Source organism: Curtobacterium sp. MCSS17_016 (assembly GCF_003234255.2).
GTDB lineage: Bacteria > Actinomycetota > Actinomycetes > Actinomycetales > Microbacteriaceae > Curtobacterium > Curtobacterium flaccumfaciens.
The window spans coordinates 1850999-1876555 of the sequence record NZ_CP126254.1 but is presented as its reverse complement, the minus strand read 5'-3'; the positions used below and the strand labels follow the sequence as shown (position 1 = coordinate 1876555).

20 protein-coding genes are annotated in these 25557 nt (G+C 70.7%); 7 read left to right on the top strand and 13 right to left on the bottom strand.

The annotated features are described in order from the left end of the window. Positions 1 to 96: 96 nt before the first annotated feature. From acnA to dut, 4 genes are all read right to left on the bottom strand, one after another. Positions 97 to 2913 (bottom strand): aconitate hydratase AcnA, encoded by a 2817-nt coding sequence (acnA, locus tag DEJ19_RS08880; protein WP_111232800.1) that lies wholly within the window; start codon positions 2911 to 2913, stop codon positions 97 to 99. A 128-nt stretch (positions 2914 to 3041) separates the two neighbouring features. Further along, positions 3042 to 3746, bottom strand: a complete 705-nt coding sequence (locus tag DEJ19_RS08875; RefSeq protein ID WP_258370579.1) for a DUF3159 domain-containing protein — start codon at positions 3744 to 3746, stop codon at positions 3042 to 3044. Between the two features lie 131 nt (positions 3747 to 3877). Continuing rightward, the gene (locus DEJ19_RS08870; protein ID WP_027465470.1) at positions 3878 to 4600 is read right to left on the bottom strand and encodes a DUF3710 domain-containing protein; all 723 of its coding nucleotides are present in this window, start codon (positions 4598 to 4600) and stop codon (positions 3878 to 3880) included. Then, positions 4597 to 5088 (bottom strand): dUTP diphosphatase, encoded by a 492-nt coding sequence (dut, locus tag DEJ19_RS08865; protein WP_111093906.1) that lies wholly within the window; start codon positions 5086 to 5088, stop codon positions 4597 to 4599. The genes DEJ19_RS08870 and dut overlap by 4 nt, the downstream gene beginning before the upstream one ends. Positions 5089 to 5151: 63 nt before the next feature. Here dut and DEJ19_RS08860 point away from each other — a divergent pair, with 63 nt between their 5' ends. After that, positions 5152 to 5583: a DUF3093 domain-containing protein gene (locus DEJ19_RS08860; RefSeq protein ID WP_110859581.1), complete on the top strand. Its 432-nt coding sequence runs from the start codon at positions 5152 to 5154 to the stop codon at positions 5581 to 5583. A gap of 142 nt (positions 5584 to 5725) precedes the next feature. On the opposite strand, the gene DEJ19_RS08855 is transcribed toward DEJ19_RS08860, so the two are convergent. Next, a complete protein-coding gene (locus tag DEJ19_RS08855) occupies positions 5726 to 6025 on the bottom strand; it encodes a DUF4193 domain-containing protein (protein WP_017886098.1) in 300 nt (99 codons plus the stop codon). A gap of 298 nt (positions 6026 to 6323) precedes the next feature. Here DEJ19_RS08855 and sepH point away from each other — a divergent pair, with 298 nt between their 5' ends. Next, positions 6324 to 7352 carry a septation protein SepH gene (gene sepH, locus DEJ19_RS08850; RefSeq protein ID WP_163343679.1) on the top strand — a complete coding sequence of 343 codons (1029 nt, stop codon included), beginning with the start codon at positions 6324 to 6326 and terminating at the stop codon, positions 7350 to 7352. A gap of 30 nt (positions 7353 to 7382) precedes the next feature. Here the strand turns inward: sepH and DEJ19_RS08845 are convergent, their stop codons facing one another. Then, the gene (locus DEJ19_RS08845) at positions 7383 to 8549 is read right to left on the bottom strand and encodes an alkaline phosphatase family protein (RefSeq protein WP_181441481.1); all 1167 of its coding nucleotides are present in this window, start codon (positions 8547 to 8549) and stop codon (positions 7383 to 7385) included. 43 nt (positions 8550 to 8592) lie between these two features. Here DEJ19_RS08845 and DEJ19_RS08840 point away from each other — a divergent pair, with 43 nt between their 5' ends. Continuing rightward, on the top strand, positions 8593 to 11079 hold the full coding sequence (locus DEJ19_RS08840; protein ID WP_111232824.1) for a DNA gyrase/topoisomerase IV subunit A: 2487 nt from the start codon (positions 8593 to 8595) through the stop codon (positions 11077 to 11079). A gap of 233 nt (positions 11080 to 11312) precedes the next feature. Here the strand turns inward: DEJ19_RS08840 and DEJ19_RS08835 are convergent, their stop codons facing one another. After that, positions 11313 to 13439: a DNA gyrase/topoisomerase IV subunit B gene (locus DEJ19_RS08835; RefSeq protein ID WP_071403953.1), complete on the bottom strand. Its 2127-nt coding sequence runs from the start codon at positions 13437 to 13439 to the stop codon at positions 11313 to 11315. Between the two features lie 167 nt (positions 13440 to 13606). Here DEJ19_RS08835 and DEJ19_RS08830 point away from each other — a divergent pair, with 167 nt between their 5' ends. Further along, complete coding sequence (locus tag DEJ19_RS08830; RefSeq protein WP_017886093.1) at positions 13607 to 13831, top strand: DUF7455 domain-containing protein; 225 nt, start codon at positions 13607 to 13609, stop codon at positions 13829 to 13831. Positions 13832 to 13965: 134 nt separating this feature from the next. Here the strand turns inward: DEJ19_RS08830 and DEJ19_RS08825 are convergent, their stop codons facing one another. From DEJ19_RS08825 to DEJ19_RS08805, 5 genes are all read right to left on the bottom strand, one after another. After that, a complete protein-coding gene (locus tag DEJ19_RS08825; protein ID WP_111232802.1) occupies positions 13966 to 14739 on the bottom strand; it encodes a type 1 glutamine amidotransferase in 774 nt (257 codons plus the stop codon). After that, complete coding sequence (locus DEJ19_RS08820) at positions 14736 to 15995, bottom strand: MurT ligase domain-containing protein (protein ID WP_017886091.1); 1260 nt, start codon at positions 15993 to 15995, stop codon at positions 14736 to 14738. Before DEJ19_RS08820 ends, DEJ19_RS08825 begins: the two co-directional genes overlap by 4 nt. Positions 15996 to 16001: 6 nt before the next feature. Next, on the bottom strand, positions 16002 to 17261 hold the full coding sequence (locus tag DEJ19_RS08815; RefSeq protein ID WP_027465462.1) for an RNA polymerase sigma factor: 1260 nt from the start codon (positions 17259 to 17261) through the stop codon (positions 16002 to 16004). Positions 17262 to 17454: 193 nt separating this feature from the next. Continuing rightward, positions 17455 to 18774, bottom strand: a complete 1320-nt coding sequence (locus tag DEJ19_RS08810) for an MFS transporter (RefSeq protein ID WP_071403956.1) — start codon at positions 18772 to 18774, stop codon at positions 17455 to 17457. Positions 18775 to 18931: 157 nt separating this feature from the next. Continuing rightward, positions 18932 to 19861, bottom strand: a complete 930-nt coding sequence (locus tag DEJ19_RS08805) for a proteasome assembly chaperone family protein (RefSeq protein ID WP_027465460.1) — start codon at positions 19859 to 19861, stop codon at positions 18932 to 18934. A gap of 76 nt (positions 19862 to 19937) precedes the next feature. On the opposite strand from DEJ19_RS08805, the gene DEJ19_RS08800 reads away from it, so the two are divergent. From DEJ19_RS08800 to sucB, 3 genes are all read left to right on the top strand, one after another. Beyond that, positions 19938 to 21428, top strand: a complete 1491-nt coding sequence (locus DEJ19_RS08800) for a leucyl aminopeptidase (RefSeq protein WP_111232803.1) — start codon at positions 19938 to 19940, stop codon at positions 21426 to 21428. Positions 21429 to 21584: 156 nt separating this feature from the next. Beyond that, on the top strand, positions 21585 to 22958 hold the full coding sequence (lpdA, locus tag DEJ19_RS08795) for a dihydrolipoyl dehydrogenase (RefSeq protein WP_027465458.1): 1374 nt from the start codon (positions 21585 to 21587) through the stop codon (positions 22956 to 22958). A 70-nt stretch (positions 22959 to 23028) separates the two neighbouring features. Next, entirely contained in the window at positions 23029 to 24531 is a 1503-nt protein-coding gene (gene sucB / locus DEJ19_RS08790; protein WP_071403959.1) for a 2-oxoglutarate dehydrogenase, E2 component, dihydrolipoamide succinyltransferase, read from the top strand. Between the two features lie 88 nt (positions 24532 to 24619). On the opposite strand, the gene DEJ19_RS08785 is transcribed toward sucB, so the two are convergent. Next, positions 24620 to 25474: a hypothetical protein gene (locus DEJ19_RS08785; protein ID WP_146248271.1), complete on the bottom strand. Its 855-nt coding sequence runs from the start codon at positions 25472 to 25474 to the stop codon at positions 24620 to 24622. Positions 25475 to 25557: the final 83 nt, after the last annotated feature.

The window sequence follows — 25557 nt, the reverse complement described above, 5'->3', positions numbered from 1 at the left end:
TCCGGGGACCCGACAACGGACGGGAGGCGCGGTGCCAGCTGGCACCGCGCCTCCAGGCCGGTCGTCGGTCGCGTCAGCGACCCGTGCGCACGACGCTCAGACGAGCGAGCGGAGCACGTACTGCAGGATGCCGCCGTTGCGGTAGTAGTCGGCCTCGCCGGGGGTGTCGATGCGGACGACCGCGTCGAACTCGATCGGCTGCTTGCCGGCCGGCGAGTGCTCGCTCGGCGTCGCGGTGACGTGCACCGTCTTCGGGGTGCGGCCCTCGTTCAGCTCGGTCAGCCCGGAGATCGAGACCATCTCGGTGCCGTCGAGCCCGAGGGACTCGACCGTCTCGCCCGCCGGGAACTGCAGCGGGACGACGCCCATGCCGATGAGGTTCGAGCGGTGGATCCGCTCGAAGCTCTCGGTGATGACCGCGCGGACACCGAGCAGGTTCGTGCCCTTGGCAGCCCAGTCACGGGACGAGCCGGAGCCGTACTCCTTGCCACCGAAGATGACGAGCGGGATGCCCTGCTCCTGGTAGTGCTGCGAGGCGTCGTAGATGAACGACTGCGCACCGTCCGGCGTCGTGAAGTCACGGGTGTACCCGCCCTCCACGCCGTCGAGCAGCTGGTTGCGCAGACGGATGTTCGCGAACGTGCCACGGATCATGACCTCGTGGTTGCCGCGACGCGAGCCGTAGGAGTTGAAGTCCTTGCGGTCGACGCCGTGCTCGGCGAGGTACTGGCCGGCGGGGCTGTCGGCCTTGATCGAACCGGCCGGCGAGATGTGGTCGGTCGTGACCGAGTCGCCGAGCTTCGCGAGCACCCGGGCACCGGAGATGTCCGACACGGCGTCGGGCTGCATCGTCATGCCCTCGAAGTACGGGGGCTTCCGGACGTAGGTCGACTCCTGGTCCCACTCGAAGGTGTCGCCGGTCGGGGTCGGCAGGTTCTTCCAGCGGTCGTCGCCCTCGAACACGGAGCCGTACTCGTGGGTGAACATCTCGGTGTCGATCGACTCGTCGATGACCTGCTGCACCTCGGCCGCGTCGGGCCAGATGTCGGTCAGGTAGACGTCGTTGCCGTCCTTGTCGGTGCCGAGGGCGTCCTTGTCGAAGTCGAAGTGCATCGACCCGGCGAGGGCGTAGGCGATGACCAGCGGCGGGGACGCCAGGTAGTTCATCTTGACGTCGGGGTTGATCCGGCCCTCGAAGTTGCGGTTGCCCGAGAGCACCGCGGTGACGGCGAGGTCGTTGTCCTGCACGGCCTGCGAGATCTCCTCGGGCAGCGGGCCCGAGTTGCCGATGCAGGTGGTGCAGCCGTAGCCGACCGTGTAGAAGCCGAGCTGCTCGAGGTAGGTGGTGAGACCGGCCTTCTCGTAGTAGTCGGTGACGACCTTCGACCCGGGTGCGAGGGTGGTCTTCACCCAGGGCTTCGCGGTGAGGCCCTTCTTCGCGGCGTTCCGGGCGAGGATGCCGGCGGCCATCATGACCGACGGGTTCGACGTGTTCGTGCACGACGTGATGGCGGCGATCGCGACGGCACCGTGGTCGATCGTGAACGGGTCGGCCCCGTCCATCGCGACCTTCGTCGGCGCCGAGGCGGTCGACGGTGCGCTCGACACGTGCACGTGCTCGTGCAGCGCAGTGTCCTCGTTGGTCGAACCGGCGGCGATCGGGTCGGAGGCCGGGAACGTCTCCTCGACCGCGTCGTCGAGGTCGGTCTGCTCGGACGGCGTCGTGTAGTTGTTCAGGTCGAGCTCGAACTGGGTCTTCGCGTTCGTGAGCTCGATGCGGTCCTGCGGACGCTTCGGGCCGGAGATGGAGGGCACGACCGTGGAGAGGTCGAGCTCCATGTACTCGGAGTAGTTCGGCTCGACCGACGCGTCGTGCCACAGGCCCTGGGCCTTGGAGTACGCCTCGACCAGGGCGATCTGCGCCTCGTCGCGACCGGTCAGCCGCAGGTAGTCCAGCGTGACGTCGTCGACCGGGAAGATCGCCGCCGTCGAACCGAACTCGGGCGACATGTTGCCGATGGTGGCGCGGTTGGCGAGCGGGACGGCGCCGACGCCCTCGCCGTAGAACTCGACGAACTTGCCGACGACGCCGTGCTTGCGGAGCTCCTGCGTGATGGTGAGCACCACGTCGGTCGCGGTCACGCCGGCCGGGATCTCACCGGAGAGCTTGAAGCCGACGACCTTCGGGATGAGCATCGACACGGGCTGGCCGAGCATCGCGGCCTCGGCCTCGATGCCGCCGACGCCCCAGCCGAGCACGCCGAGGCCGTTCACCATCGTGGTGTGCGAGTCGGTGCCGACCAGGGTGTCCGGGTACGCGTAGGTCTCGCCGTCGAAGTCACGCGTGTAGGTGACCTTCGCCAGGTACTCGATGTTCACCTGGTGGACGATGCCGGTGCCGGGCGGGACGACCTTGAAGTCCTCGAACGCGGTCTGGCCCCAGCGGAGGAACTGGTAGCGCTCACCGTTCCGCTCGTACTCCAGGTCCGTGTTGCGCTGCAGGGCGTCCGTGCTGCCGAACAGGTCGGCGATGACGGAGTGGTCGATGACCATCTCGGCCGGGGACAGCGGGTTGATCTTGTTCGGGTCGCCGCCGATGTCCGCCATGGCCTCGCGCATGGTGGCGAGGTCGACGATGCACGGCACACCCGTGAAGTCCTGCATGACGACGCGTGCCGGCGAGAACTGGATCTCGGTGTCGGGTTCCGCGTCGGGCCGCCAGGAGCCGAGCGCCCGGATCTGCCCCTCGGTGACGTTCTTGCCGTCCTCGGTGCGGAGGAGGTTCTCGAGCAGCACCTTCAGGCTGTAGGGCAACTTCTCGTGCCCGGGAACCGAGTCGATCCGGTGGATCGCGTAGTCGACACCCCCAACCGACAGTGTGTCCTTCGAGCCGAAGCTATTGACTGCAGCCACCGTGCCGCCTCCCTACTGATCGGTTTGCCCTCATCCTCGCGGGCCGTGGACCGTCCCACCAGCAAGGCAAACCTAATCCCGAGGACGCGTGCGCGCCCTGCGAGAACTATCTTGATGTCGAGAGAACTCTACACCGGGGCGACGTCGTCGCGTCGGACGAACACGGTGCGGACCAGCAGCCAGGTCACCCAGAGCACCGCCGCGTACAGCGGCACGCCGAGGATGAGCTTCAGCCCGGCGAGCAGTTCGACCTGCGCCGTCAGGTACAGCGGGACCTCCACCGCGAGCCGGACCGCGAACAGCCCGACCCAGATCCAGGTGGCGACCGTCAGCACGCGGCGCTTGACCGGGTCGGCGCGCCAGTCGACGTGCGAGCCGTCCTCGTTCGCGGGCAGCAGGAAGCCGACGACGAGTCCGATGAGCGGCCAGCGGATCGCCAGCGTGATCAGCAGTCCGACGAGCCAGACCGCGTTGATGATGATCCCGGGGATGAAGTTGCTCTCCGCGCGGCCGGTGATGAGCGCCAGGCCGGCCGAGACCGCGACGCCGAGGATGCCCGCGAACGACATCGTCACCGACTGCCGCTGCAGCAGCCGGAGCACCACGAACACCAGGCCGACCGCCACCGGGATCACGACGCTCGGCACGAGCTCCTTCGTGATCGCGTAGACGACCAGGAACGCGAACCCGGGCAGCACCGACTCGGCGAGCCCACGCACCCCGCCGACCGCGCCGAGCAGCGCCCGGCCGGACGGTGCCTCACCGGGTGCCACGCGGGCGATCCCGGCGTTCTGCACGGCGTCACGGAACTGCGCGGAGAACGAAGGCGCCACCGAGGGCTCAGCCGCCGACGCCACCGATGACTCAGCAGCCGGTGCAACGGGGTCGGAGCCAGCCGTCTCGGGTCGTGGGGTGTCGTCGTGGTCCGGCACCGTGCCTCCAGGCGGGGTTGGTCGTCAGTCGGTCAGATCGCGGTCTGCGTCGACTTGGGCATGTGCAGCGGGATGAGGTCGCGCGGCGGCATCGGCGTCGTGCCGCGCACGACGACGACGCTGCGGAACAGCTCCTCGATCTCGCTCGCGTCGTCGGGCTGCTCGGCGGCCTTGCCGGCGATCACGCCGCGCAGGAACCAGCGCGGGCCGTCGACGCCGACGAAACGGGCCGGACGGGAGCCCGCGGTGCCGCCGTCGCCGTCCACGGCGACCGGGACGGACGCGCGGAGCTCGGGGCCGAACGGGCCGTCGACCTCGGTCACGACACCGCCCTGGCGCTCGATCTGCTCGGCGATCTGGGCGCGGATCTCGTGCCACAGGCCGGTGGACCGGGGTGCCGCGAACGGCTGGACCTGCAGCGTGGACTCGTCGTAGTCGAGCCCGACCGCGACGACGCGCTGCGAGCCCTCCTCGACCTCGAGGCGCAGGTGCAGGCCCTCGCGCGGGAGCACCTTCACCCCGCCCAGGTCGACGTAGGGGCGGACCAGGTTCGCCTCGGTCTCGTCGTGGGGGCCGTTCTCGGCCCGGTCCTCCGGAGCGGACTTGTCCGTCGGGGCGACCGCGTCGACCTCGTCGAGGTCCGCGTCGGCATCCGTCGCGATGTCGACCTCGGGGGACGTGTCCGCGACCTCGATGTCGTCGGCGACGGCGTCCGCCACCTCGACCTCGTCCCGCTTGCGTCGGCCGAACTTCATGCGCGCGTTCCTTCCTGAGCGTCTGCGGCGGCACCGGTCACGGCGTCGCTCCGGTCACCGTAGCCCGACGAGCCGAACCCGCCCTGTCCGCGGACGCTGTCCGGCAGGTCGTCGACCCGGGTGTAGGTCACCTGCGGCACCGGCATCACGATCAACTGGGCGATGCGGTCGCCGACGTGCACCTCGTACGGTTCCGTCTGGTCGGTGTTGAGCAGGGCGACCTTGATCTCCCCGCGGTAGCCGGAGTCGACGGTGCCGGGGCTGTTCACGATCGTGATGCCGTGCTTCGCCGCCAGGCCGCTCCGCGGGACCACGAACGCGGCGTACCCCTCGGGCAGCGCGATGCGCAGGCCCGTTGCGGCCAGGTGTCGCTCCCCCGGATGCAGCACGAAGGCCTCGGTGGAGACGAGATCGGCACCCGCGTCGCCGGGGTGGGCGTGGCCGGGAGCGTGCTCCCCGGTCCAGAGGACGTCGACTGGTTCGGTCACGTGACGAGGGTAGTGCAGCCGTGACCGTTCCGTGACCTCGCTCGCTCGTGATCGAATGGACCCGTGACCCTGTACCGCGAACGACTCTGGGCCCCGCCCGCCCTCTACCTGGCGACGGCGCTCGTCATCCCCGCCACCCTGCTCGTCTTCCTCCCCATCAGCGTCCTGGCCGGCGTCCTCGTGGCGATCGGGATGGAGCTCGGGGTCCTGGTCCTCCTGTGGGCACTCGCACCCACCATCGAGGTCACCGACACCGAGTTCCGCGCGGGCAAGGCCCACCTCCCCCGCACGCTCGTCGGCACGACCGAGGCGTTCGAGGGCGCAGCGGCCACCGAGCAGCGCGGGCCGGCACTCGACGCCCGCGCCTGGACCCTCTTCCGCGGCTACGTCCGCGGGGTCGTCAAGGTCGAGGTGCGCGACGACGCGGACCCGACGCCCTACTGGCTGGTCAGCGTCCGGCACCCGGGCAAGGTCGTCGAGGCGCTGCGGTCCTGACGGACCGCGACCCACGGGCCACGGCCCACGGCCTGGAGGCGCGGCTCGGCCCCGCCCCGCAGCACACGACGAAGGCCCCGCATCCCTGGAGGATGGGGGGCCTTCGCTGATCGTTGCGTCGAGAGCGACGCGGCTGTGCTCGCTAGAGCGAAGCGCACTCCGCGCAGACCGGTCCGAGCTTCGACTCGTGGTCGAGCTGGGAACGGTGCTTCACGAGGAAGCACTCGACGCAGGTGAACTCATCGACCTGCGGGGGCAGCACCACGACGTCGAGGTCGACGTCGCTGAGGTCCTGCCCGGCGAGTTCGAAGCTGCCGGGGTTGTCGGAATCATCGTCGACGACCCCCGACATCTTGTCGGGAACGCGCTCCTTGAGGGCCTCGATCGACTCCGAGTCAGAGTTGTCGTCGGTCTTCCGGGGGGCGTCGTAATCGGTGGCCATGCCCATCCATTTCTCGTATCGAGAGGTCGTCGCCGGGTGATCGGCGGCGACAGTTTGCACCACGCCCCGCCAGAGCGCAAACCGAGTGCTGCGGCGGGTCGTGCTGGCTGTGCAACCCTTGACCGGAACCGGACATTCCCGACACCCGTTGCCGGAGCGGCGCGCGTCCGGGATCGGCCGTGCGGATGTCCGCGGCACGCCCGTGCGCCTCCCCGGAAACGACCCGTCGTCCCTGCATACTCACGGGGTACGACAGCAGGACCGTACGCGACGCTGGGAAGGCGGAACCATGCAAGACGTGAGAGTCATCGGAGTCGAGTCCGGCGCACTCCTCCTGGCGACCGACGGCGGCACCGAGTTCCGGTTGCCCGTCACGTCGTCGCTGGCAGGCCAGGTGCGCCAGGCGAACCCCGACGCCGGTCCGCAGAAGCGGGTCTCCCCCAAGGACGTCCAGGCGCGCATCCGTGGTGGCGCCGACGCCGCCGACGTGGCCGCCGCGCTCGACGTCGACGTCGAGTACGTCCGCCGCTTCGAGGGCCCGGTCCTCGCCGAGCGTGCCTTCATCCTCGACGCCTCGCACCGTGTGCCGGTCACTCCGGTCGACGACGAGGCCCCCGACACCTTCGGCCCCGCGATCACCGCGAAGCTCGAGGCCGGCGAGGCCACCGCGATCACCTGGGGCTCCTGGAAGCACCCGGAGAGCGGCTGGCAGGTCCGCGTCCGCTACACCGCTGGCGAGGTCGAGCACGACGCCCAGTGGCACTTCGACCCCAAGACCTCGACCCTCGTGCCGGACAACGGCGACGCGCACCGGCTGTCGCACACCGACGACGAGGGCATCGCCCCGCGTCTGCGTGCGGTCGAGTTCGAGCAGCAGGACGACGACGGCACCCGCTTCGACTCCGGCGCCTTCCGCGTCGACGAGCCGGAGCAGCCGGCCGCCGAGCCCGAGCCGTCGCAGCACGCACCGCTCCGTGCACCGCTGCCCCGCATCGGCCAGGCCGCCGTGGAAGAGCGTGCTCCCGGCAACGAGACCGCCGACCTGCTCGAGGCGCTCCGCCGTCGCCGCGGTGAGCGCGAAGCAGCGTCCTTCGGCGAACAGCGCGACGAGTCCGCCCGCGGCACGTCCATCAGCGTCGTCGACATCCCGCTGCAGGGCTTCGAGGACGGCGGCGCGCACGACACCGCGCCGCAGTCGACCGATGCCCGTCCGGCGTCGGCGCCCGAGCCCGAGAGCCGTGGCGAACGCAAGAAGCGCAACCGCCGCTCGATGCCGAGCTGGGACGAGATCGTCTTCGGCACCCGCCCGGACGACGACCCCGCCTGATCCGCACGTCGCCCGTCGGCGCTGGCGCCCTCAGTGGGCGAACGCGCCGGCGAGCCGGAGCGGCACGATCGTCTCCTCGTCGGTCATCGCCCCGTGCTGGCCGATCATGCGCTTCGGCGTCTCGTCCTCGCGCAGGGCACGGTCGTCGTTGAACGCCCACGAGCCGCGCGCCACGACGAGCACGTCGCCGATGCGCGGCACCACCTGGTCGGACACCTGCCCGAACCACCCGGCCTCGATCGCCTCGGCACGACTGGCGACGGACGCCTTCTTGCCGTACCGCGCGCGGAACGCACCGACCAGGGCCCGGACGTCCGTGCCGGGTGCGACGGTGAGCTGCCGGCAGCGCGGGTCACCCGCGACGCCGATGACGTCAGTGAGCAGCAGCGGGTCGATGGCGATGTTCGCGTGGTCCGGCACGTCGAGCACACCGTGGTCCGCAGTCACCAGGACCCCCACGTCCTCAGCGGTCCGGGCATCGAGGCGGGCGAGTTCCCCGTCGAGCAGCTCGAGGGCGGCCGTCCACCGGTCGGACTGCCAGCCGTACTTGTGCCCGATGGAGTCGAGCTCCGGCACGTACAGGTAGACGAGCGAGCGGCCGGTGGCGGTCTCGGCCAGTGCGGCGTCGACACGCTGCGGGATGGTGTCCGCGGACACGTACCGGGCGCCGCCGAGCACGTTCGCGGTCATCCCGGACGAGCGGTACCGGTCCGGCCCGACGACGACCGGGTCGAGCCCGAGCTCCGCGGCCCGGGTGAACAGGGTCTGCGTCAGGAACCAGTCGGCGGGCACCTCGGTGTCCCAGCCGCCCAGCAGGTTCATCACGGCACCGGTGTCCGGGTTCCAGCCGCTGTACCCGACGACGCCGTGGCTGCCGGGCGAGCGGCCCGTGGTCAGGGTGCTCAGCGCCGCCGCGGTCGTCGTCGGGAACCCGCTCCGGAGCTTCTTCGCGGTGCCGGTGCCCTTCGCGCCGGTCAACCAGCGGGCGTGCCCGGCGCGCGCCGCCAGCGCGGCGGAACCGAGGCCGTCGACCAGCACGACGATCGCCGAGCGGGCGGGGCGGAGGGCGATCCGGGCCTCCAGGCCGTCGTTCCGCAACCACGCGTCGTCCGCAGCGCCGAGCGCCACGAGGCAACTCGGGAAGACGTCGGCGAGGTTCGCGACGGCGTCGGGGGCCGTCGGTACGCTTGTTCCCATCCCACGAGTCTCCCAGACGACTCCGGTTCTCCAGAAAGGTGCCATGGCACGCACGGACGTAGTCGGCCTGCCCGACGGTGAGCGCATCGAGGACGTCGACGTCTCCGAGGAGATGCAGGGCTCCTTCCTCGAGTACGCGTACTCCGTCATCTACTCGCGGGCACTGCCCGACGCCCGCGACGGCCTGAAGCCGGTGCAGCGTCGCATCCTGTACCAGATGGCCGAGATGGGGCTGCGGCCCGACCGCGGACACGTCAAGAGCGCCCGCGTCACCGGCGAGGTGATGGGCAAGCTGCACCCGCACGGCGACGGCGCGATCTACGACGCGCTGGTCCGCATGGCCCAGCCGTTCACGATGCGCGTGCCGCTCGTCGACGGTCACGGCAACTTCGGCTCGCTCGACGACGGCCCCGCTGCCGCCCGGTACACCGAGGCCAGGCTCGCCGAACCGTCGATGGCGATGACCGAGGGTCTGGGCGAGGACGTCGTCGACTTCGTCCCGAACTACGACAACCAGATCATGCAGCCGGGCGTGCTGCCGGCGGCGTTCCCGAACCTGCTGGTCAACGGCGCCTCCGGCATCGCGGTCGGCATGGCCACCAACATGGCGCCGCACAACCTCGGCGAAGTCGTCGAGGCCGCGAAGCACCTGCTCATGAACCCGCAGGCCAGCCTCGAAGAGCTCATGGAGTTCGTCCCCGGCCCCGACCTGCCGTCCGGCGGCACGATCGTCGGGCTCTCCGGGGTCCGCGACGCCTACGCCACCGGCCGTGGTTCGTTCCGCACCCGCGCCAAGGTGAGCGTCGAGAACCTCACCCCGCGCAAGGTGGGACTCGTCGTCACCGAGCTGCCGTACCTGGTCGGCCCCGAACGCGTCATCGAGAAGATCAAGGACGGCGTCCAGTCCAAGAAGCTCGTCGGCATCTCGGACGTCAACGACCTGACCGACCGCAACCACGGGCTCCGGCTCGTCATCGGCATCAAGAGCGGCTTCAACCCCACCGCCGTGCTCGAGCAGCTCTACAAGCACACCCCGCTCGAGGACGGCTTCGGCATCAACAACGTCGCGCTGGTCGGCGGGTCACCGCGCACCCTCGGGCTCCGCGAGCTGCTCGACGTCTACGTGCAGCACCGCCTCGACGTCGTCACCCGCCGGTCCCAGTACCGGCTGGCACGACGCAAGGAACGGCTGCACCTGGTCGAGGGCCTGCTCATCGCGATCCTCGACATCGACGAGGTCATCCAGGTCATCCGCACCTCCGACGACTCCGAGGCGGCGCGCAACCGCCTGCGCGACGTCTTCGACCTGTCCGAGGTGCAGGCCGAGTACATCCTCGAGCTGCGCCTGCGCCGCCTGACGAAGTTCTCACGGATGGAGCTCGAGGCCGAGCGCGACCAGCTGCTCGCCGACATCGCCGCCCTCGAAGAACTCCTGGCGTCCGACGAACGGCTCCGCGCACAGGTCGCCCTCGAGCTCACCGAGGTGTCCGACAAGTTCGCGACCCCGCGGCGCACGCTGCTCACCGAGGCCGACGCCCCGGTGAAGGGCGGTCGGAAGGCCGCGGTCGACCCGGAGTCCCTGCAGATCGCCGACTCGCCCTGCCGCGTGCTGCTCTCCACCACCGGACGGCTCATCCGCGTCGACATCCCGACGTCGGAGCTCGGCATCGTCCGCGTGCCGAAGCGCTCGAAGCACGACGCCGTCCGCTCCGCCGTGGTGAGCACGGTGCGGGGGCAGATCGGCGCGATCACCACGACCGGTCGGGTCCTCCGGCTCTCCCCCGTCGACGTCCCCGCCGTGCCGCCCGCCGCGGTCCGACTCGACGCCGGTGTCCGGGTCACCGACTTCCTGGCGCTCACCAAGGGCGAGACGGTCGTGGCGATCGTCGACCTGTCCGGCGCGTCGTCGGACTCGCTGGCGATCGGCACCGCGCACGGGGTCGTCAAGCGCGTCGTGCCCGGCGCCTGGCCGGACAAGCCCGAGTTCGTCGCCATCGGCCTGAAGCCCGGCGACCAGGTGGTCGGCGCTGCCCAGGCCCCGGAGTCCGACGACCTCGTGTTCGTCAGCTCGAACGCGCAGCTGCTGCGGTTCCCGGCGTCCGTCGTCCGGGCGCAGGGGCTGCCCGCGGGTGGCGTGGCCGGCATGGCCCTGGCCGACGGCGCCTCGGTGATCTGGTTCGGCTCGGTCGCCCGCTCCGACGACGCCGTGGTCGCCACGGTGTCCACCACCTCGACCGCACTGCCCGGCACCGACGCCGGCCGCGCCAAGGTCTCCGCCCTGTCGGAGTTCCCGGCGAAGGGCCGCGCCACCCAGGGTGTCCGGGCGCACGCGTTCCTGAAGGGCGAGGACGGGCTCACCGTGGGCTGGGCCGGCATCGCGCCGCCGCACGCCGTCGGCACGGACGGCGCCGCACGGACCCTGCCCGACTGGCTGTCGAAGCGTGACGGGTCGGGTGCCCCGCTCGAGGCGGTCATCGGCTCGATCGGCGGCAGCGCCGCGACGCTCGACGGCACCGCCGGCGAGGCGTAGGCGCGCACTGGTTTCGCGCCTGGCGACACCTCACGCCCGTGGGGATGCGTGAGGTGTCGCCCAGCGCGTGAGAACGCAGGGCGCACCGGCCTGGAGGCGCGGGGCGGCCCCGCCACGGGCCTCCCGTCCGGCATCGCGGAAGCGACAGAACCCCGCCGACGTTCGGCGGGGTTCTGTCGCTCTTGCGCCATGGACCGTGCGCGTCGGCCGAGCGGTGTCGCTTCCGCGACGCGCTACGCGTCGATGCGGTCGCGGTCCAGGCCCTCGCCGGCCAGGATGAACTCCTTGCGCGGCGCGACGTCGTTGCCCATGAGCAGCTCGAAGACCTTCGCGGCGCCCTCGGCATGGGTCACGTTCACCCGGCGCAGGGTGCGGTGCGCGCGGTCCATCGTGGTCTCCGCGAGCTGGTCGGCGTCCATCTCGCCGAGGCCCTTGTACCGCTGGATCGGCTCCTGGTACTTCTTGCCCGTCTTCTCGAGCTTCTTCAGCACCGTCTGCAGCTCCTGTTCGGAGTACGTGTAGAGCGTGTCGTTCGGCTTGCCGCGGTTCACCACGACGACCCGGTGCAGCGGCGGCACGGCGGCGAAGACCCGGCCCTGTTCGATCATCGGCCGCATGTAGCGGAAGAACAGCGTCAGCAGCAGCGTGCGGATGTGGGCGCCGTCAACGTCGGCGTCCGACATGATGATGATCTTGCCGTAGCGGGCCTGGTCGATGTCGAACGTGCGGCCCGAACCGGCGCCGATGACCTGGATGATCGACGCGCACTCGACGTTCGAGAGCATGTCCGACACGGACGCCTTCTGCACGTTGAGGATCTTGCCGCGGATCGGCAGCAGCGCCTGGTACTCGCTGTTGCGGGCGAGCTTCGCGGTGCCCAGCGCCGAGTCGCCCTCGACGATGAAGAGCTCGGTGCCCTCGGTCTCCTGCGAGCGGCAGTCGGCGAGCTTCGTCGGCAGCGAGGAGTTCTCGAGCGCGTTCTTGCGGCGCTGCGTCTCCTTGTGTGCCCGCGCCGAGATGCGGGTCTTCATCTCGGACACGACCTTCTCGAGCAGGGCGGCCGACTGTGCCTTCTCGGTGCGCTGCGTCGAGGTGAGGATCTCGGTGATGCGCTTCGACACGACCTGGTCGACGATCTTGCGGACCGCCGGGGTGCCGAGGATCTCCTTCGTCTGTCCCTCGAACTGCGGCTCGGGCAGGCGCACGGTCAGCACGGCGGTCATGCCGGCGAGGACGTCGTCCTTGTCGAGCTTGTCCTGCCCGACCTTGAGCTTGCGGGCGTTCGCCTCGACCTGGGCACGGACGGCCTTGACGACGCCCGACTCGAACCCGGCCTGGTGGGTGCCGCCCTTCGGCGTCGCGATGATGTTGACGAAGCTGCGGAACACGGTCTCGTAGCCACTGCCCCAGCGGAGCGCCAGGTCGACCTCGCACTCGCGCTCGACCGAGGTCGAGACCATGTGGCCCTTGTCGTCGAGCATCGGCACGGTCTCGGTGAAGGTACCGGTCCCCTGCACGCGCCAGACGTCGGTGAGGGGGCTGTCGACGGCGAGGTGCTCGACGAACTCACCGATCCCGCCCTCGTACCGGAAGCGCTCGACCACCGGCCCGGCGGCCACGGTGGTGCCCGTCGCCTCGGCCCGGGCAGCAGCAGCCTCGATCGACGCCGCGCGCTCGTCGGTGATGGTGATGCCGAGCCCGGGCACGAGGAACGCGGTCTGGCGTGCACGGGTGACCAGGTCATCGGTGCTGAACCGGGCGTCGGCGGTGAAGATCTGGCGGTCCGCCCAGTACCGGATCCGGGAGCCGGTGACACCCTTCTTGACCTTGCCCACCACACGCAGTTCGCTGCCCGAGGTGAAGGGCGCGAACGGGGCGTCCGGCCCGATGCCCTTGCTGTCGTCGAAGATGCCCGGCTCGCCGCGGTGGAACGACATGGCGTAGGTCTTGCCGCCCCGGTCGACCTCGACGTCGAGGCGCTCCGACAGCGCGTTCACGACCGAGGCGCCGACACCGTGCAACCCGCCCGAGGCCGCGTAGGACCCCGAGCCGAACTTGCCGCCGGCGTGCAGCTTGGTGAACACGACCTCGACGCCGGTGAGGCCGGTCTTCGGTTCGACGTCGACGGGGATGCCCCGGGCGGTGTCCCGGACCTCGACCGAACCGTCGGCGTGCAGCACGACACCGATCTCGTCACCGTGCCCCGCGAGGGCTTCGTCGACCGAGTTGTCGATGATCTCCCACAGGCAGTGCATGAGGCCCCGGGAGTCCGTCGAGCCGATGTACATGCCCGGCCGCTTCCGGACCGCCTCGAGCCCTTCGAGGACGGAGAGATGGCGTGCGGAGTAGTCGGAGCTCACCGTCGGAGTTTACCGAGCGGCACCGACAGCACCGTGTGGACACTCGCACTGGGGCCAAGCGATCCGCGCTGAGCGAAACAGGCCCCGACAATGCGTCGCTCTCAGGCATCACGTGTTGAAATGGTGCAACCACCCGGCACCACCTGCGATCCGTGAGGAGCACAGCAATGACCCAGACCGTGCAGGACCCCTCCATCGACGAAGTCAGCAACCACCAGCTGACCGCCGCCGACCGTTGCGACAGCTGCGGGGCGCAGGCCTACATCCGAGCCACGATGTCGAGCGGCGAGCTCTACTTCTGCGCCCACCACGGCGCCGAGTTCAAGGACAAGCTCGCGGCGACCGCCATCGAGTGGCACGACGAGAGCAGCCGACTCTACGAGTCGAAGTAGTCGCGACCGACACACGGACAGGAGGCGCGGTGCCAGTTGGCACCGCGCCTCCTGTCTGTCTGCAGCCTGGTTCAGAACGCGCGGAGACGACGAAGGCCGGGCCCCCCTCGGGACCCGGCCTTCTTCTTCGTGCGTCAGGCGATGCGCTTGAACGCCTTGTCGACGTAGCGGTCGACCGTGGCGCGCGCTTCATGTGCGTAGCGGTCGATGGTCGCCGTCTGCTCCGCGTCCGGCGCGTACTCCCGGCCCAGCCGTGCGGTGGCCGCGGCGAGGACACCATCGGTCAGCTGCGGGTTGAGCGGCAGGATCGGGCCCTGCGTGTGCGTGCCGAACGACGTGCCGACGATCGCACCCTCGACCGGGGCTCCCGCCTGGTTGCCACCACCGGACACGACGTCGGCGAACGGGCTGACCCCGGCCGCGAGTTCGATCGTGGTGGCGTGGTCCTCGAAGCCGGCGAGACGCTTCGGTGCTCCGGGGAGCAGCGGGTACCGGGTCTCGAGGACGAAGTAGTTCACGCGGCGCTCGGCACCGCGGACGGCCCGGGCGTCGAACACGCCGAAGCCGGCGACCGGCGCACCCTCGGTCGGCACGACCTCGTTCGTCGCCAGGTCGAACCCACCGCCGACCGCGATGACCGGCACACCATCGGTCGCGAACGCACGGAGCGCGCCGCCGATGCGGGTGACGTCGTCGCCCAGGGAACGCATCGCGCTGAGCGGACCGTTGCCGATGACGACGACGTCCGCCGAGGTCGGCAGGTCGTCACCGGGCGCGTACTCGAGGACCTGGGTCTCGATGTCCGCGGCGGCCGCACGTCGGACCAGCGCCGCGACGTTGCCACGGTCGCCCGAGACGCCCATCTGCCGGGGGTAGACGTGCAGGATGGTCAGCCGATCGGCCGTCATGCGGTCTTCTCCATGTCCGGGTGGCCCAGGGCCTTGCGGGCGATCATCATGATCTCGTAGTTGACGATGAAGTTCTTCGTCCCGCGGGTCGTCGAGCCGAGCTGCTCCATGTGCTTGATGGCCGCTTCGACGTCGGGCTCGACCCGGCCGATGCGGACACCGGCGTGCTCGAGCGCGATCGCGATCTGCCACGCCTTGTCACCGGAGACGACGTCCACGTGGTCGAGCTTCGAGAAGTCGATGTCGTAGATCCAGGAGATGTCGGGCGTGCCCTCGTCGATCGCCATGAGGACCTGCTCGGGCTGGTCCGGCAGGGCGTCGAGGTTGAGCTGGAGGCTCGCGGCGTTCTTGAACATCGTGAACTCGGCGGACTCGCCCGCGATGGGCAGTCGCTCGCCGCGGCCGTACGCGGGCTTCATCGTGCCGAAGGCCTTGGTCACGGCGTCCGCGCGGAACTGCGCGCCGAGGGCCGCACTCGCCGTGGCGGTGGCAGCAGCGGCGTCGACCGCGTAGTGCAGGCCGCGTGCGGGCAGCCGGACCGGGATCTCGGCGCCGTCGAAACGGATCGTCGCGCCGTCGCCCGTGTGGGCCACGACCTCGGCGTCGGCGGTGTGCTGGGCACGGTCACCGGCGTCGAACGAGTCGGCGTTCTGCAGACCGTTCGGCGCTGCGGCGATGACCTCGTCGCTCGCACCGAACCGCAGGACACGCTGCCCGGGGGTACCGGAGTAGCCGTCGAGGAACTGGTCGTCGTGGTTGGTGATGACGTTCGCCGTCGACAGTGCGGCGGTGTCGAGCATCATCGTCGCCACGCGCTCGGTCTCGAAGAACCGGTACAGCTGGTCGACCTGCACGTTGAGCATCGTCACCGTCGAGGGCGACAGGATCCCGGCGAGCTCGACCGCGAAGGCCTCGTCGACCTCGAGGATGCCGATGTCTGCCTTCAGGCGACCGGTCAGCGAGACCTCGGACAGCAGGGCCGACGCGATGCCCTGCGGCAGGTTCGCGCCGGACGGGTTCGTGAAGACCCGGAGTCCGTGCGCCCGGACGATGTCGGAGATCATGTGCGTCGTCGTCGACTTGCCGTTCGACCCGAGCACGAAGACGACGCCGTTCGGGAACTGCTTCGTCACGTGCTGCAGGAAGTCCGGCACGAGCTTCAGGACGATGAACCCCGGGTAGGCGGACCCGCCGCCCCTCGCACGAGCGAGGGCACGGAGGATCCGCCCGATCAGGATCGGGATGAAGAAGCGCATGCCGGCTTACTCGAGGTAGTCGCGCAGCGACTGCGACCGCGACGGGTGGCGGAGCTTCGCCATCGTCTTGGACTCGATCTGACGGATGCGCTCACGCGTCACGCCGAACGTGTCACCGATCTGGTCGAGGGTCTTCGGCTGGCCGTCACCGAGGCCGAAGCGCATGCGGATCACGCCCGCCTCGCGCTCGGACAGGGAGTCGAGCAGGCTCTCGAGCTGCTTCTGCAGCATCGTGAAGCCCACCGCGTCGGCCGGCACGACCGCCTCGGTGTCCTCGATGAGGTCACCGAACTCCGAGTCGCCGTCCTCGCCCAGGGGCGTGTGCAGCGAGATCGGCTCGCGGCCGTACTTCTGGACCTCGACGACCTTCTCCGGGGTCATGTCGAGCTCGCGGGCGAGCTCTTCCGGAGTGGGTTCGCGACCGAGGTCCTGCAGCATCTGCCGCTGGACGCGGGCGAGCTTGTTGATGACCTCGACCATGTGCACCGGGATGCGGATGGTGCGGGCCTGGTCGGCCATGGCGCGGGTGATGGCCTGACGGATCCACCACGTCGCGTAGGTCGAGAACTTGAAGCCCTTGGTGTAGTCGAACTTCTCGACCGCACGGATCAGGCCCAGGTTGCCCTCCTGGATGAGGTCCAGGAACTGCATGCCACGACCGGTGTAGCGCTTCGCGAGCGAGACGACCAGGCGGAGGTTCGCACCGAGCAGGTGCGACTTCGCACGCTGACCGTCACGGGCGACCCAGCGCAGTTCACGCTCGGCGGGCTTGGAGAGCCCCGTCGCGTGCTGCAGCTTGTCCTCGGCGAACAGGCCGGCCTCGATGCGCATCGCGAGCTCGACCTCCTGCTCGGCGTTGAGCAGGGCGACCTTGCCGATCTGCTTGAGGTAGTCCTTCACCGGGTCGGCGGTGGCACCCGTGATGGTCGTCGAGTAGACCGGCGCCTCGTCGTCGTCGGTCTGCGAGATGACGAGCGCACCGGCGGCGACCGCGGCAGCGGCGTCCGGCTTGGCCGTCTTGTCGTCGGTGTCGTCGGCCTCGTCGGTCGGCTCCTCGACGGGCTCGTCGGAGGCGATCGCCTCGTCGACGGCGTCGGTCTTCTTCGCCTTGGGCGCCGCCTTCTTGGCGGGCGCCTTCTTGGCGGGGGCCTTCGTGGCGCGCTTCTTCGGCGCTGCGGTGCCCTCGGTGTCCGTGGCGTCCTCTGCCACAGCGCCCTCGGGCTCGGTGTCCTTCGTGGGATCGATCGTCGTGCTCCGGGCAGCCATGCGATCACCTCTCTCGTCGTGCCACGTTCGTGGGGTCGTGGCCTCCCTCGCCGCCCAGGTCCCGCGCCGCAGTCCCCCGCGTCGTACGAGTCCTACCGTTCCGGGCAGCACTAGGACCCATGTCAAGTCCCCCGAGTTCACCGGCGCTCCGAAGTGCTCCGACAGACAGGGGTCCCGAACGGGTCCGTGATCATTATTGCACGTGCCGCTTCCGCAGGCGTGCAACGAGTGCAACCCAGAGTGGCCCGACGCGTATTCCCTCTTCCGAGTGCAGCACGCGGCGGGTCCGACGGCGGGCGTGCAGGAGCATCCCGACGCCGAAACCGACCACGACGTACTGCACCGTGAGGGCGATCCGGAAGTTCTCCCAGGCGAACACCTCGGTGCCCGAAGCCCGCGCAGCGACGTCGAGGACGACGCCGATCAGGTACATCATCACGAAGGCCGCCAGGAACCCGCCGACGTTCACCACGCCGTTCGCCGAGCCGAGCGATCCGACCGGGTTGAAGGTCCGGGCGAAGTCGAAGCCGATCAGGGAACCGGGCCCACCGATCCCCATCGCGACGACGAGCAGCACGAGCAACCACGTCGGCGGGTGCCCGGGCCAGAGCAGGATCGCCGTCCAGAGCACCGCGAGCAGGACGACCACGCCGAGCACCAGGTTCGACCGGCGCATCGGGAACCGCGCGCAGAGCACGCCGAGCACCGGACCGGCGACGAACCCGACGACCACGATGATCGTGAGGAACCCGGCAGCCTCACCCGGGGAGTACCCGAGCCCCCGGAGCATCGGCACGCCCCACAGCAACGAGAACACCGTGCCCGACGACTGGGTGACGTAGTGCGACCAGAACCCGAGCTGCGTGCCCGGGCGCCGGAGCGCGTGCCCGAAGGTGCTGAACGCGGCACCCCACGAGTGCGGCAGCGGGATGGTGTCCGTCCGCACCGGCACGGGACCGTTCCGCACGAAGACCGCGGCGAGCACGAGACCGACAGCGCTGGCCGCGGCCGCGACGCCGAACGCCGGGGTCCAGCCGACTGTGTGCAGGAGCACGGCGAACGGGAACGCCGACAGGATCTGGCCGATCTGCCCGAGGTTGCCCGTCCACTGCGAGATCTGCGGCAGGATCCGGCCGCTGAACCACATCGGCACCAGGCGGATCACCGAGATGAAGGTCATGGCGTCACCGGCACCGACGAGCACCCGCCCCGCGATGGCCGGCCCGATCGACGGGGACACGGCGACGATCGCCTGTCCGACGACCAGCAGCGCGGCGCCGAGGAGCACCAACCGGCGCGGGCCCACGCGGTCGAGGGCGATCCCCACCGGGATCTGCAGTCCCGCGTAGACGGCGATCTGCACCACGGCGAGGGTGGACAGGACCGCGGCGGAGACGGCGAACCGGTCCTGCGCGTCGACGCCGGACACCCCGAGCGAGGACCGCTGCACCACGGCGAGGACGTACGCGAGGACCGCGACGCCCCAGATCAGGAAGGCACGACGGGAGTTCACCGGACCAGGCTACCGACGCGTCCCCGCGTCGATGCGCGACGAGCGTCGTCGACGCGCGTCACGTCGTGCGGGCGACCGGAGGACGGCCTGGAGGCGCGGTGCGGGGCCGCCACGGGCCTCCAGGCCGCCCTGTCGGGACGTCCGGATCCCGCGACGGTCAGTCGGTCGCGTCGCCCTGGGTGCGCCGGTCGGCGAGGAAACGTTCGAGCTCGGCCGCGATCGCGTCGGCGGTCGGCACCTCGCCGTCGACGCCGGTGAGCGGCGACGCGACGGGGTTGCCCTCCATGTACGTGTCGTGCCGTTCCTCGAGCACCGAGACCAGCCGCTGCAGCTCGGGGTTCCCGGCCACCTGCTCCTCGACGCGGGTGAGGAACTCGCGACCCGACTCCCGCAGGGCGTCGGTCGGGAAGATGAGCCCGGTCGCGGCGGCGATGCCGGACAGCGCTGCGACGGCGGCGTCGGGGAACTCGGTGTCGGACAGGTAGTGCGGCACGAGCAGCACGAGCCCGGTGACCTGGGCACCCGTCTCGGCGAGGCGGTGCTCGACCAGGTGCAGGACGTTCGCCGGCGCCTGGGTCTCGGGCTTCCAGACGCTCATCTGCTCGACGAGGTCGGCCCGGGTGCCGGAGACGGTCAGGCTGATCGGACGGGTGTGCGGGACCGGCATCGGGATGGACTGCACCCACGTGGTGTCGGCCACCTGCAGGTCGGCGGCGAGCCCGGTGACCGCGCGGACGAAGCGGTTCCACTGGAAGTCCGGCTCGTAGCCCGACAGGAACAGGAACGGCTGGCCGATCTCGTCGCGCACCAGGTGCAGGGCCAGACGGGGCGGCTCGACGGCGCTGATGTGGTCGTGCTCGAAGGTGATGACCGGCCGACGGGCCCGCCAGTCGAGCAGCACGTCCGGGTCGAACTCGGCGACGAGTTCGGTGTCGAGGTCCTCGAGGATCGAGTTCGTCACCTGCGCGACGGCCGATCCGGCATCGGCGAAGCCGGTCAGCCCGGCGATCAGGTGCAACCCTGCTGGCACGGTCGGGGCGTCCGCGTCGAACGTGTAGAGCTCCTCGGGGTGGTTCACCGTCCCCATGCTAGGCGGGGCCTCCGACGTCCCCGGTGCGCGACGACCACGCCGACAGCGAACAGGCCGTCGGTAGGGTTGGAGCATGGTCCGACCGACGCTCTCCACCACCAGTTCACCCCCCGAGACCACCACCGCCGACGTGCTCGTCGTCGGGGTCCGCCCGGGCTCGTCCGGCGAGGCCGACAGCACCGCTGTGCTCGCTCCCACCGCCCTCGGCACGCTCGATGCCCTCGCCGGCCTCGACCTCGCCGCGATCGGGGTCACCGGCGCGAAGGACCAGCTCGTCCGGCTGCCGGCCACCGGCGTCGGTGCGAAGTCGGTCGCGCTGATCGGCCTCGGCTCCGCCACGGGCGCCGCGGCGATCCGCGCTACGGCCGGCAGCGCCGTGCGACAGCTCCCCCGGGTCGACTCGATCACGCTCGCCCTGCCCACGGACTCGGCCGAGCTCGTCGACGCAGCCCTCGAGGGCGCGGCGCTCGGCGCGTACGCCTTCACCCGGCACAAGGGCACCGGCACCAAGGCCCCGGCCCGCGGTGACCAGCGCATCGAGGTCGTCGCCCCCGCCGACGTCGCAGCCGACGCCGCCGTGCGCCCCGCGATCGTCGCCGACGCCGCGTCGCTCGTGCGCGACCTCGTGAACACCGCCGCGGGCGACCTCGGGCCGCAGGACGTCGCCGACGTCGCGACCGGGTTCGCCTCGGACCTGCCGCTCACCGTCGAGGTCCTCGACGAGCAGGCGCTCGAGGAGCAGGGCTTCGGCGGCATCCTCGGTGTCGGCCGCGGTTCGGCGCGTCCCCCGCGCCTGGTCGTCGTCCGGTACGCGCCGGACTCCGCCACGAAGCACCTCGCCCTCGTGGGCAAGGGCATCACCTTCGACTCGGGCGGCCTCTCGCTCAAGCCCGCGGCGTCGATGCTCGGCATGAAGACCGACATGACCGGTGCCGCCACGGTGCTCGCCGCGACCGTCGCCGCCGCCCGCCTGGGGCTGAACGTGCGCGTGACCGCGTGGCTCGCCCTCGCCGAGAACATGCCCTCCGGCACCGCGACCCGCCCGGGCGACGTCCTGACGCTGAAGAACGGCACCACGGTCGAGGTCACGAACACCGACGCCGAGGGCCGCCTCGTGCTCGGCGACGGGATGGCCGCCGCGTCGCTCGAGCAGCCCGACGCGCTCGTCGACGTCGCCACGCTGACCGGTGCCCAGGTCGTCGCGCTCGGCGACCGCACCACCGGCCTGATGGGCAGCGACGACCTCGTCGCGAAGGTCCGTGCCGTCGCCGAGGGCGTCGCGGAGCCGATCTGGCCGATGCCACTGCCCGAGGAGCTCGAGGCCCGGCTGTCCAGCGACGTCGCCGACATCGTCAACGCCACGGTCGGCAACCCGGCCGGCGGCATGCTGCTCGCGGGCAAGTTCCTCGAGCGCTTCGCCGGCGACGGTGTCCCCTGGGCGCACCTCGACATCGCTGGGCCGTCGGAGAACAAGGGCGGCGGGTACGCCTGGTTGGGCAAGGGTGCGACGGGTGTGATGGTCCGGACGCTCATCGCTCTCGCAGAAGACCTCCAGTCCGAGTAGTAGGTTTGGTACCGGTGGGAACGGCGCACCGACGCGCCTCCCACCGGTACTGCACGGGACGGGACCGGAACCACGCGGTCCGACCGTCGGACGCCGCCCCCCGCGGTGTCCACGTAGGGCCCGATCGGCCCGACACGCACGAGGGAGTTGCACCAGGTGACGGAACAGACTTACGACGTCGTTGTCCTCGGTGGCGGGAGTGGTGGGTACGCCGCTGCGCTCCGGGCCGCCGAACTCGGCATGAGCGTCGCGCTCATCGAGGGCGACAAGCTCGGAGGGACGTGCCTGCACCGCGGCTGCATCCCGACCAAGGCGCTGCTGCACGCCGCGGAGATCGCCGACGGCACGCGTGACGCCGAGAAGTACGGCGTGATCGCGGAGTTCGCCGGTGTCGACGTGCCCAAGGTCATCGACTACCAGCAGGGCGTCATCAACTCCAAGTACAAGGGCCTGCAGGGCCTGATCAAGGCCCGCGGCATCACCGTGGTCGAGGGCTGGGGTCGTCTGACCTCGCAGAACACCGTGCAGGTCGGCGACCAGACCGTCACCGGCAAGAACATCGTGCTCGCGACCGGCTCCTACTCGAAGTCGCTGCCCGGGCTCGAGATCGGCGGCCGCGTCATCACCTCCGAGACCGCGCTCCGCATGGACTACGTCCCGAACAAGGTCGTCATCCTGGGCGGCGGCGTCATCGGCGTCGAGTTCGCCAGCGTCTGGAAGTCCTTCGGGGCCGAGGTCACCATCGTCGAGGGCCTGCCGCACCTGGTCCCCGCCGAGGACGAGTCGATGTCGAAGCAGCTCGAGCGTGCGTTCCGCAAGCGCGGCATCGAGTTCTCGCTCGGTGTCCGGTTCCAGGGCGTCGAGCAGCACGAGAACGGCGTCGTCGTCACGCTGGAGGACGGCAAGACCTTCGACGGTGACGTCCTGCTCGTCGCCGTCGGCCGTGGCCCGGTCACGCAGAACGTCGGCTACGACGAGGTCGGCGTGGCGATGGACCGCGGGTTCGTCACCACGAACGAGCGTCTCGCCACGAACATCCCGAACGTCTACGCCGTCGGCGACATCGTCCCCGGCCTGCAGCTCGCGCACCGCGGCTTCCAGCAGGGCATCTTCGTCGCCGAGGAGATCGCCGGCCTCAACCCGGTGGTCATCGAGGACAAGAACATCCCGAAGATCACCTACTCCGACCCCGAGGTCGCGTCGGTCGGGCTCTCGCAGGCCAAGGCCGAGGAGCAGTACGGCGCCGACAAGGTCGACTCGTACGAGTACAACCTGGCCGGCAACGGCAAGAGCCACATCATCGGGACCTCCGGCTCCGTCAAGGTCGTGCGCGTCGTGGACGGCCCCGTCGTCGGCGTCAGCATGATCGGTGCCCGCGTCGGCGAGCTCATCGGCGAAGCCCAGCTCGCCGTGAACTGGGAGGCCTACCCGGAGGACATCGCTCCCCTGGTGCACGGTCACCCGACCCAGAACGAAGCCCTCGGCGAGGCGTTCCTGCACCTCGCGGGCAAGCCGCTGCACGCGCTGTGACCGGCACCGGCCGCACTGTGACAATGACATCAACAACCACTGCAATCCCCCGCGAAGAGGAGTCCACCCGATGAGCGAATCCGTCAACCTCCCGGCGCTCGGCGAGAGCGTCACCGAGGGCACGGTGACCCGATGGCTGAAGAACGTCGGTGACCGGGTCGAGGTCGACGAGCCGCTGCTCGAGGTCTCGACCGACAAGGTCGACACCGAGATCCCGTCGCCGATCGCCGGCGTCGTCGAGGAGATCCTCGTTCCCGAAGACGAGACCGTCGAGGTCGGCACCGCACTCGTGAAGATCGGTGACGGCTCCGGCTCGTCCGACGGCGGTTCGGACTCGTCCGACTCCGGCGCCGACGACGCGAACGCCGCCGCTGCCGACGCCGAGGAGCCCGAGGCCGCTCCGAGCACGGAGCAGGAGGCCGAGACCCCCGCGCCCGAGCCCACCGAGCCCGAGCCGGCCCCCGCCGGACAGACGCAGCCCGCCGCCCCGCAGGCACCGTCCGCCCCGCCCGCGGCAGCGCCGGTCCCGGCCGCCGCACCGGTCCCGCCGCCCGCAGCCGCTCCGCCGGCAGCCGTGCCGGCCCAGGCCGCTCCGGCTCCGGCGTCCGCGCCGAGCACCACGGCCGCCGCTGCGGTGCCGAACCCCACGCAGGACGGCGCAGCCTCGGGCTACGTCACCCCGCTGGTGCGCAAGCTCGCCAACGAGCAGGGTGTGGACCTGTCCACGGTCACCGGCTCCGGTGTCGGGGGGCGCATCCGCAAGGAGGACGTCCTCGCCGCCGCTGCGAAGGCCCCGGCCGCCTCGGCAGCAGCAGCACCCGCCGCCGCGTCCGGCCCGTTCGTCGCCGAGGTCTCGCCGCTGCGCGGCACCCGCGAGAAGATGACCCGCCTGCGCAAGGTGGTCGCCGAGCGTGCCGTGCAGTCGATGACCTCGACCGCACAGCTCACGAGCGTCGTCGAGGTCGACGTCACGAAGGTGGCGCAGTTCCGCGACGCCCACAAGGCGGAGTTCCTCGAGAAGACCGGCTCGAAGCTCTCCTTCATGCCCTTCTTCGCCCTCGCGGCGTCCGAGGCGCTGAAGGCCCACCCGAAGATCAACTCCACGGTCGAGGGTGACGAGATCGTCTACCCGGAGTCCGAGAACGTCTCCATCGCGGTGGACACCGAGCGCGGCCTGCTGACCCCGGTGATCAAGGACGCGGCCTCGCTGGACCTGGCGCAGTTCTCGAAGTCGATCGCGGACCTCGCCGAGCGCACCCGGAACAACCAGCTCAAGCCCGACGAGCTGGCTGGCGGCACGTTCACGCTGACCAACACCGGTTCGCGTGGCGCGCTGTTCGACACCCCCGTGGTGTTCCTGCCGCAGTCGGCGATCCTCGGCACCGGCATCGTCACGAAGCGCCCGGCGGTCGTGAAGGTCGACGGCCAGGAGGCCATCGCCATCCGCTCGTTCGTCTACCTGGCGCTGTCGTACGACCACCGGATCATCGACGGTGCGGATGCCTCGCGGTACCTCGTCGCGGTGAAGAACCGTCTCGAAGAGGGCAACTTCGCCCCGAACCTCGGGTACTGATCCCAGCAGCACGGCCGACGGCCCCGGTTCCCCTCGTGGGAGCCGGGGCCGTTCCCGTTCCGGTTCCCGTTCTCGGGCGGGTTCGGCGTCACCCGCCGCCGAGCAGGGTCAGGGCGGCGACCACCGACCCGACGGCGACGACGAGCCCCACGAGCACGCGGCGGAGCGGGAGCCGTCGGTCCGCTCCGAGTGGGACACCGTGCTCGACCACGTCCCGCAGGCGCCCGAGCAGTCCGTCCTGCCCGTCCGGTGTCGGCGGTTCGGCGAACACGAGGTCGCTCGGCACAGGGGTCCAGCGGAACGGCCGGGGCGCAGCGGTGCCGTGCACGACGTCGAGTGCCGTTCGTGCGCTCGGTCCGTCACCGTCGAGGGCGTCCTGCAGCGCGTCGAGCACCGGTTGCTGAGCGGGATCGGCCGGGTCGACGCGGTCCCACACCGTCCGGGCTGCGAGCACGAGGGTCCGGGTCGCGTCGGTCGAGTGCACGGTGCGCGTCGGGGGTGCGGTGCGCGTCGGGGTCCTCGCGTTGGTTTGGTTCGTCGGGTTCGTCGGGTTCGTCGGACTCGCCGGGCTCGCCGCGTTCGTCGGGCGGTCGCAGAGCACGACGGCACCGGAGTCGTCCACCAGCACGTCGTCGATGCCGGCAGCACCGAGCAGGACCGCGCCGTCGTGCACCGCCACCAGGAGCTCCAGGAGCGGGACCGTCAGGGTCACCGCGACGCCGATGGTCGGGGTGCCGAGCCGGTCGAGCGCCGCCACGAGCGGTGTGCCGGTCGGCCGGTCGAGGTCGACCACGAGATGCCCCGTCGCGGTCCGGCCGACCGCGGCCACCGGGACGAGGTGCCGCTCGATGGCCGCGGAGCGGTCGGCGACCCAGGTGAGCACGTCGTGCTCGTTGCCGGTCGCGATCCAGCGATCCGGGTGGTCGTCGGTGCTCGTCTCCATGGTGACCAGCGTGGCGGTGGCGCGGTGGGCCTCCAGGCTCTCCCGCACCACCTGTGGACAAGACGTGTTCGCGCACAGCCGGA

What these genes read in the sequence shown, in the direction of transcription:
- DEJ19_RS08840 (WP_111232824.1), top strand. Translation starts at nt 8,593, where the DNA reads ATGGCACGCACGGACGTAGTCGGCCTGCCCGACGGTGAGCGCATCGAG.
- DEJ19_RS08830 (WP_017886093.1), top strand. Translation starts at nt 13,607, where the DNA reads ATGACCCAGACCGTGCAGGACCCCTCCATCGACGAAGTCAGCAACCAC.
- DEJ19_RS08820 (WP_017886091.1), bottom strand. Translation starts at nt 15,995, where the DNA reads ATGCGCTTCTTCATCCCGATCCTGATCGGGCGGATCCTCCGTGCCCTC.
- DEJ19_RS08785 (WP_146248271.1), bottom strand. Translation starts at nt 25,474, where the DNA reads ATGGAGACGAGCACCGACGACCACCCGGATCGCTGGATCGCGACCGGC.
- DEJ19_RS08825 (WP_111232802.1), bottom strand. Translation starts at nt 14,739, where the DNA reads ATGACGGCCGATCGGCTGACCATCCTGCACGTCTACCCCCGGCAGATG.
- DEJ19_RS08845 (WP_181441481.1), bottom strand. Translation starts at nt 8,549, where the DNA reads ATGGGAACAAGCGTACCGACGGCCCCCGACGCCGTCGCGAACCTCGCC.
- DEJ19_RS08855 (WP_017886098.1), bottom strand. Translation starts at nt 6,025, where the DNA reads ATGGCCACCGATTACGACGCCCCCCGGAAGACCGACGACAACTCTGAC.
- DEJ19_RS08805 (WP_027465460.1), bottom strand. Translation starts at nt 19,861, where the DNA reads ATGGGGACGGTGAACCACCCCGAGGAGCTCTACACGTTCGACGCGGAC.
- DEJ19_RS08800 (WP_111232803.1), top strand. Translation starts at nt 19,938, where the DNA reads ATGGTCCGACCGACGCTCTCCACCACCAGTTCACCCCCCGAGACCACC.
- DEJ19_RS08815 (WP_027465462.1), bottom strand. Translation starts at nt 17,261, where the DNA reads ATGGCTGCCCGGAGCACGACGATCGATCCCACGAAGGACACCGAGCCC.
- DEJ19_RS08870 (WP_027465470.1), bottom strand. Translation starts at nt 4,600, where the DNA reads ATGAAGTTCGGCCGACGCAAGCGGGACGAGGTCGAGGTGGCGGACGCC.
- sucB (WP_071403959.1), top strand. Translation starts at nt 23,029, where the DNA reads ATGAGCGAATCCGTCAACCTCCCGGCGCTCGGCGAGAGCGTCACCGAG.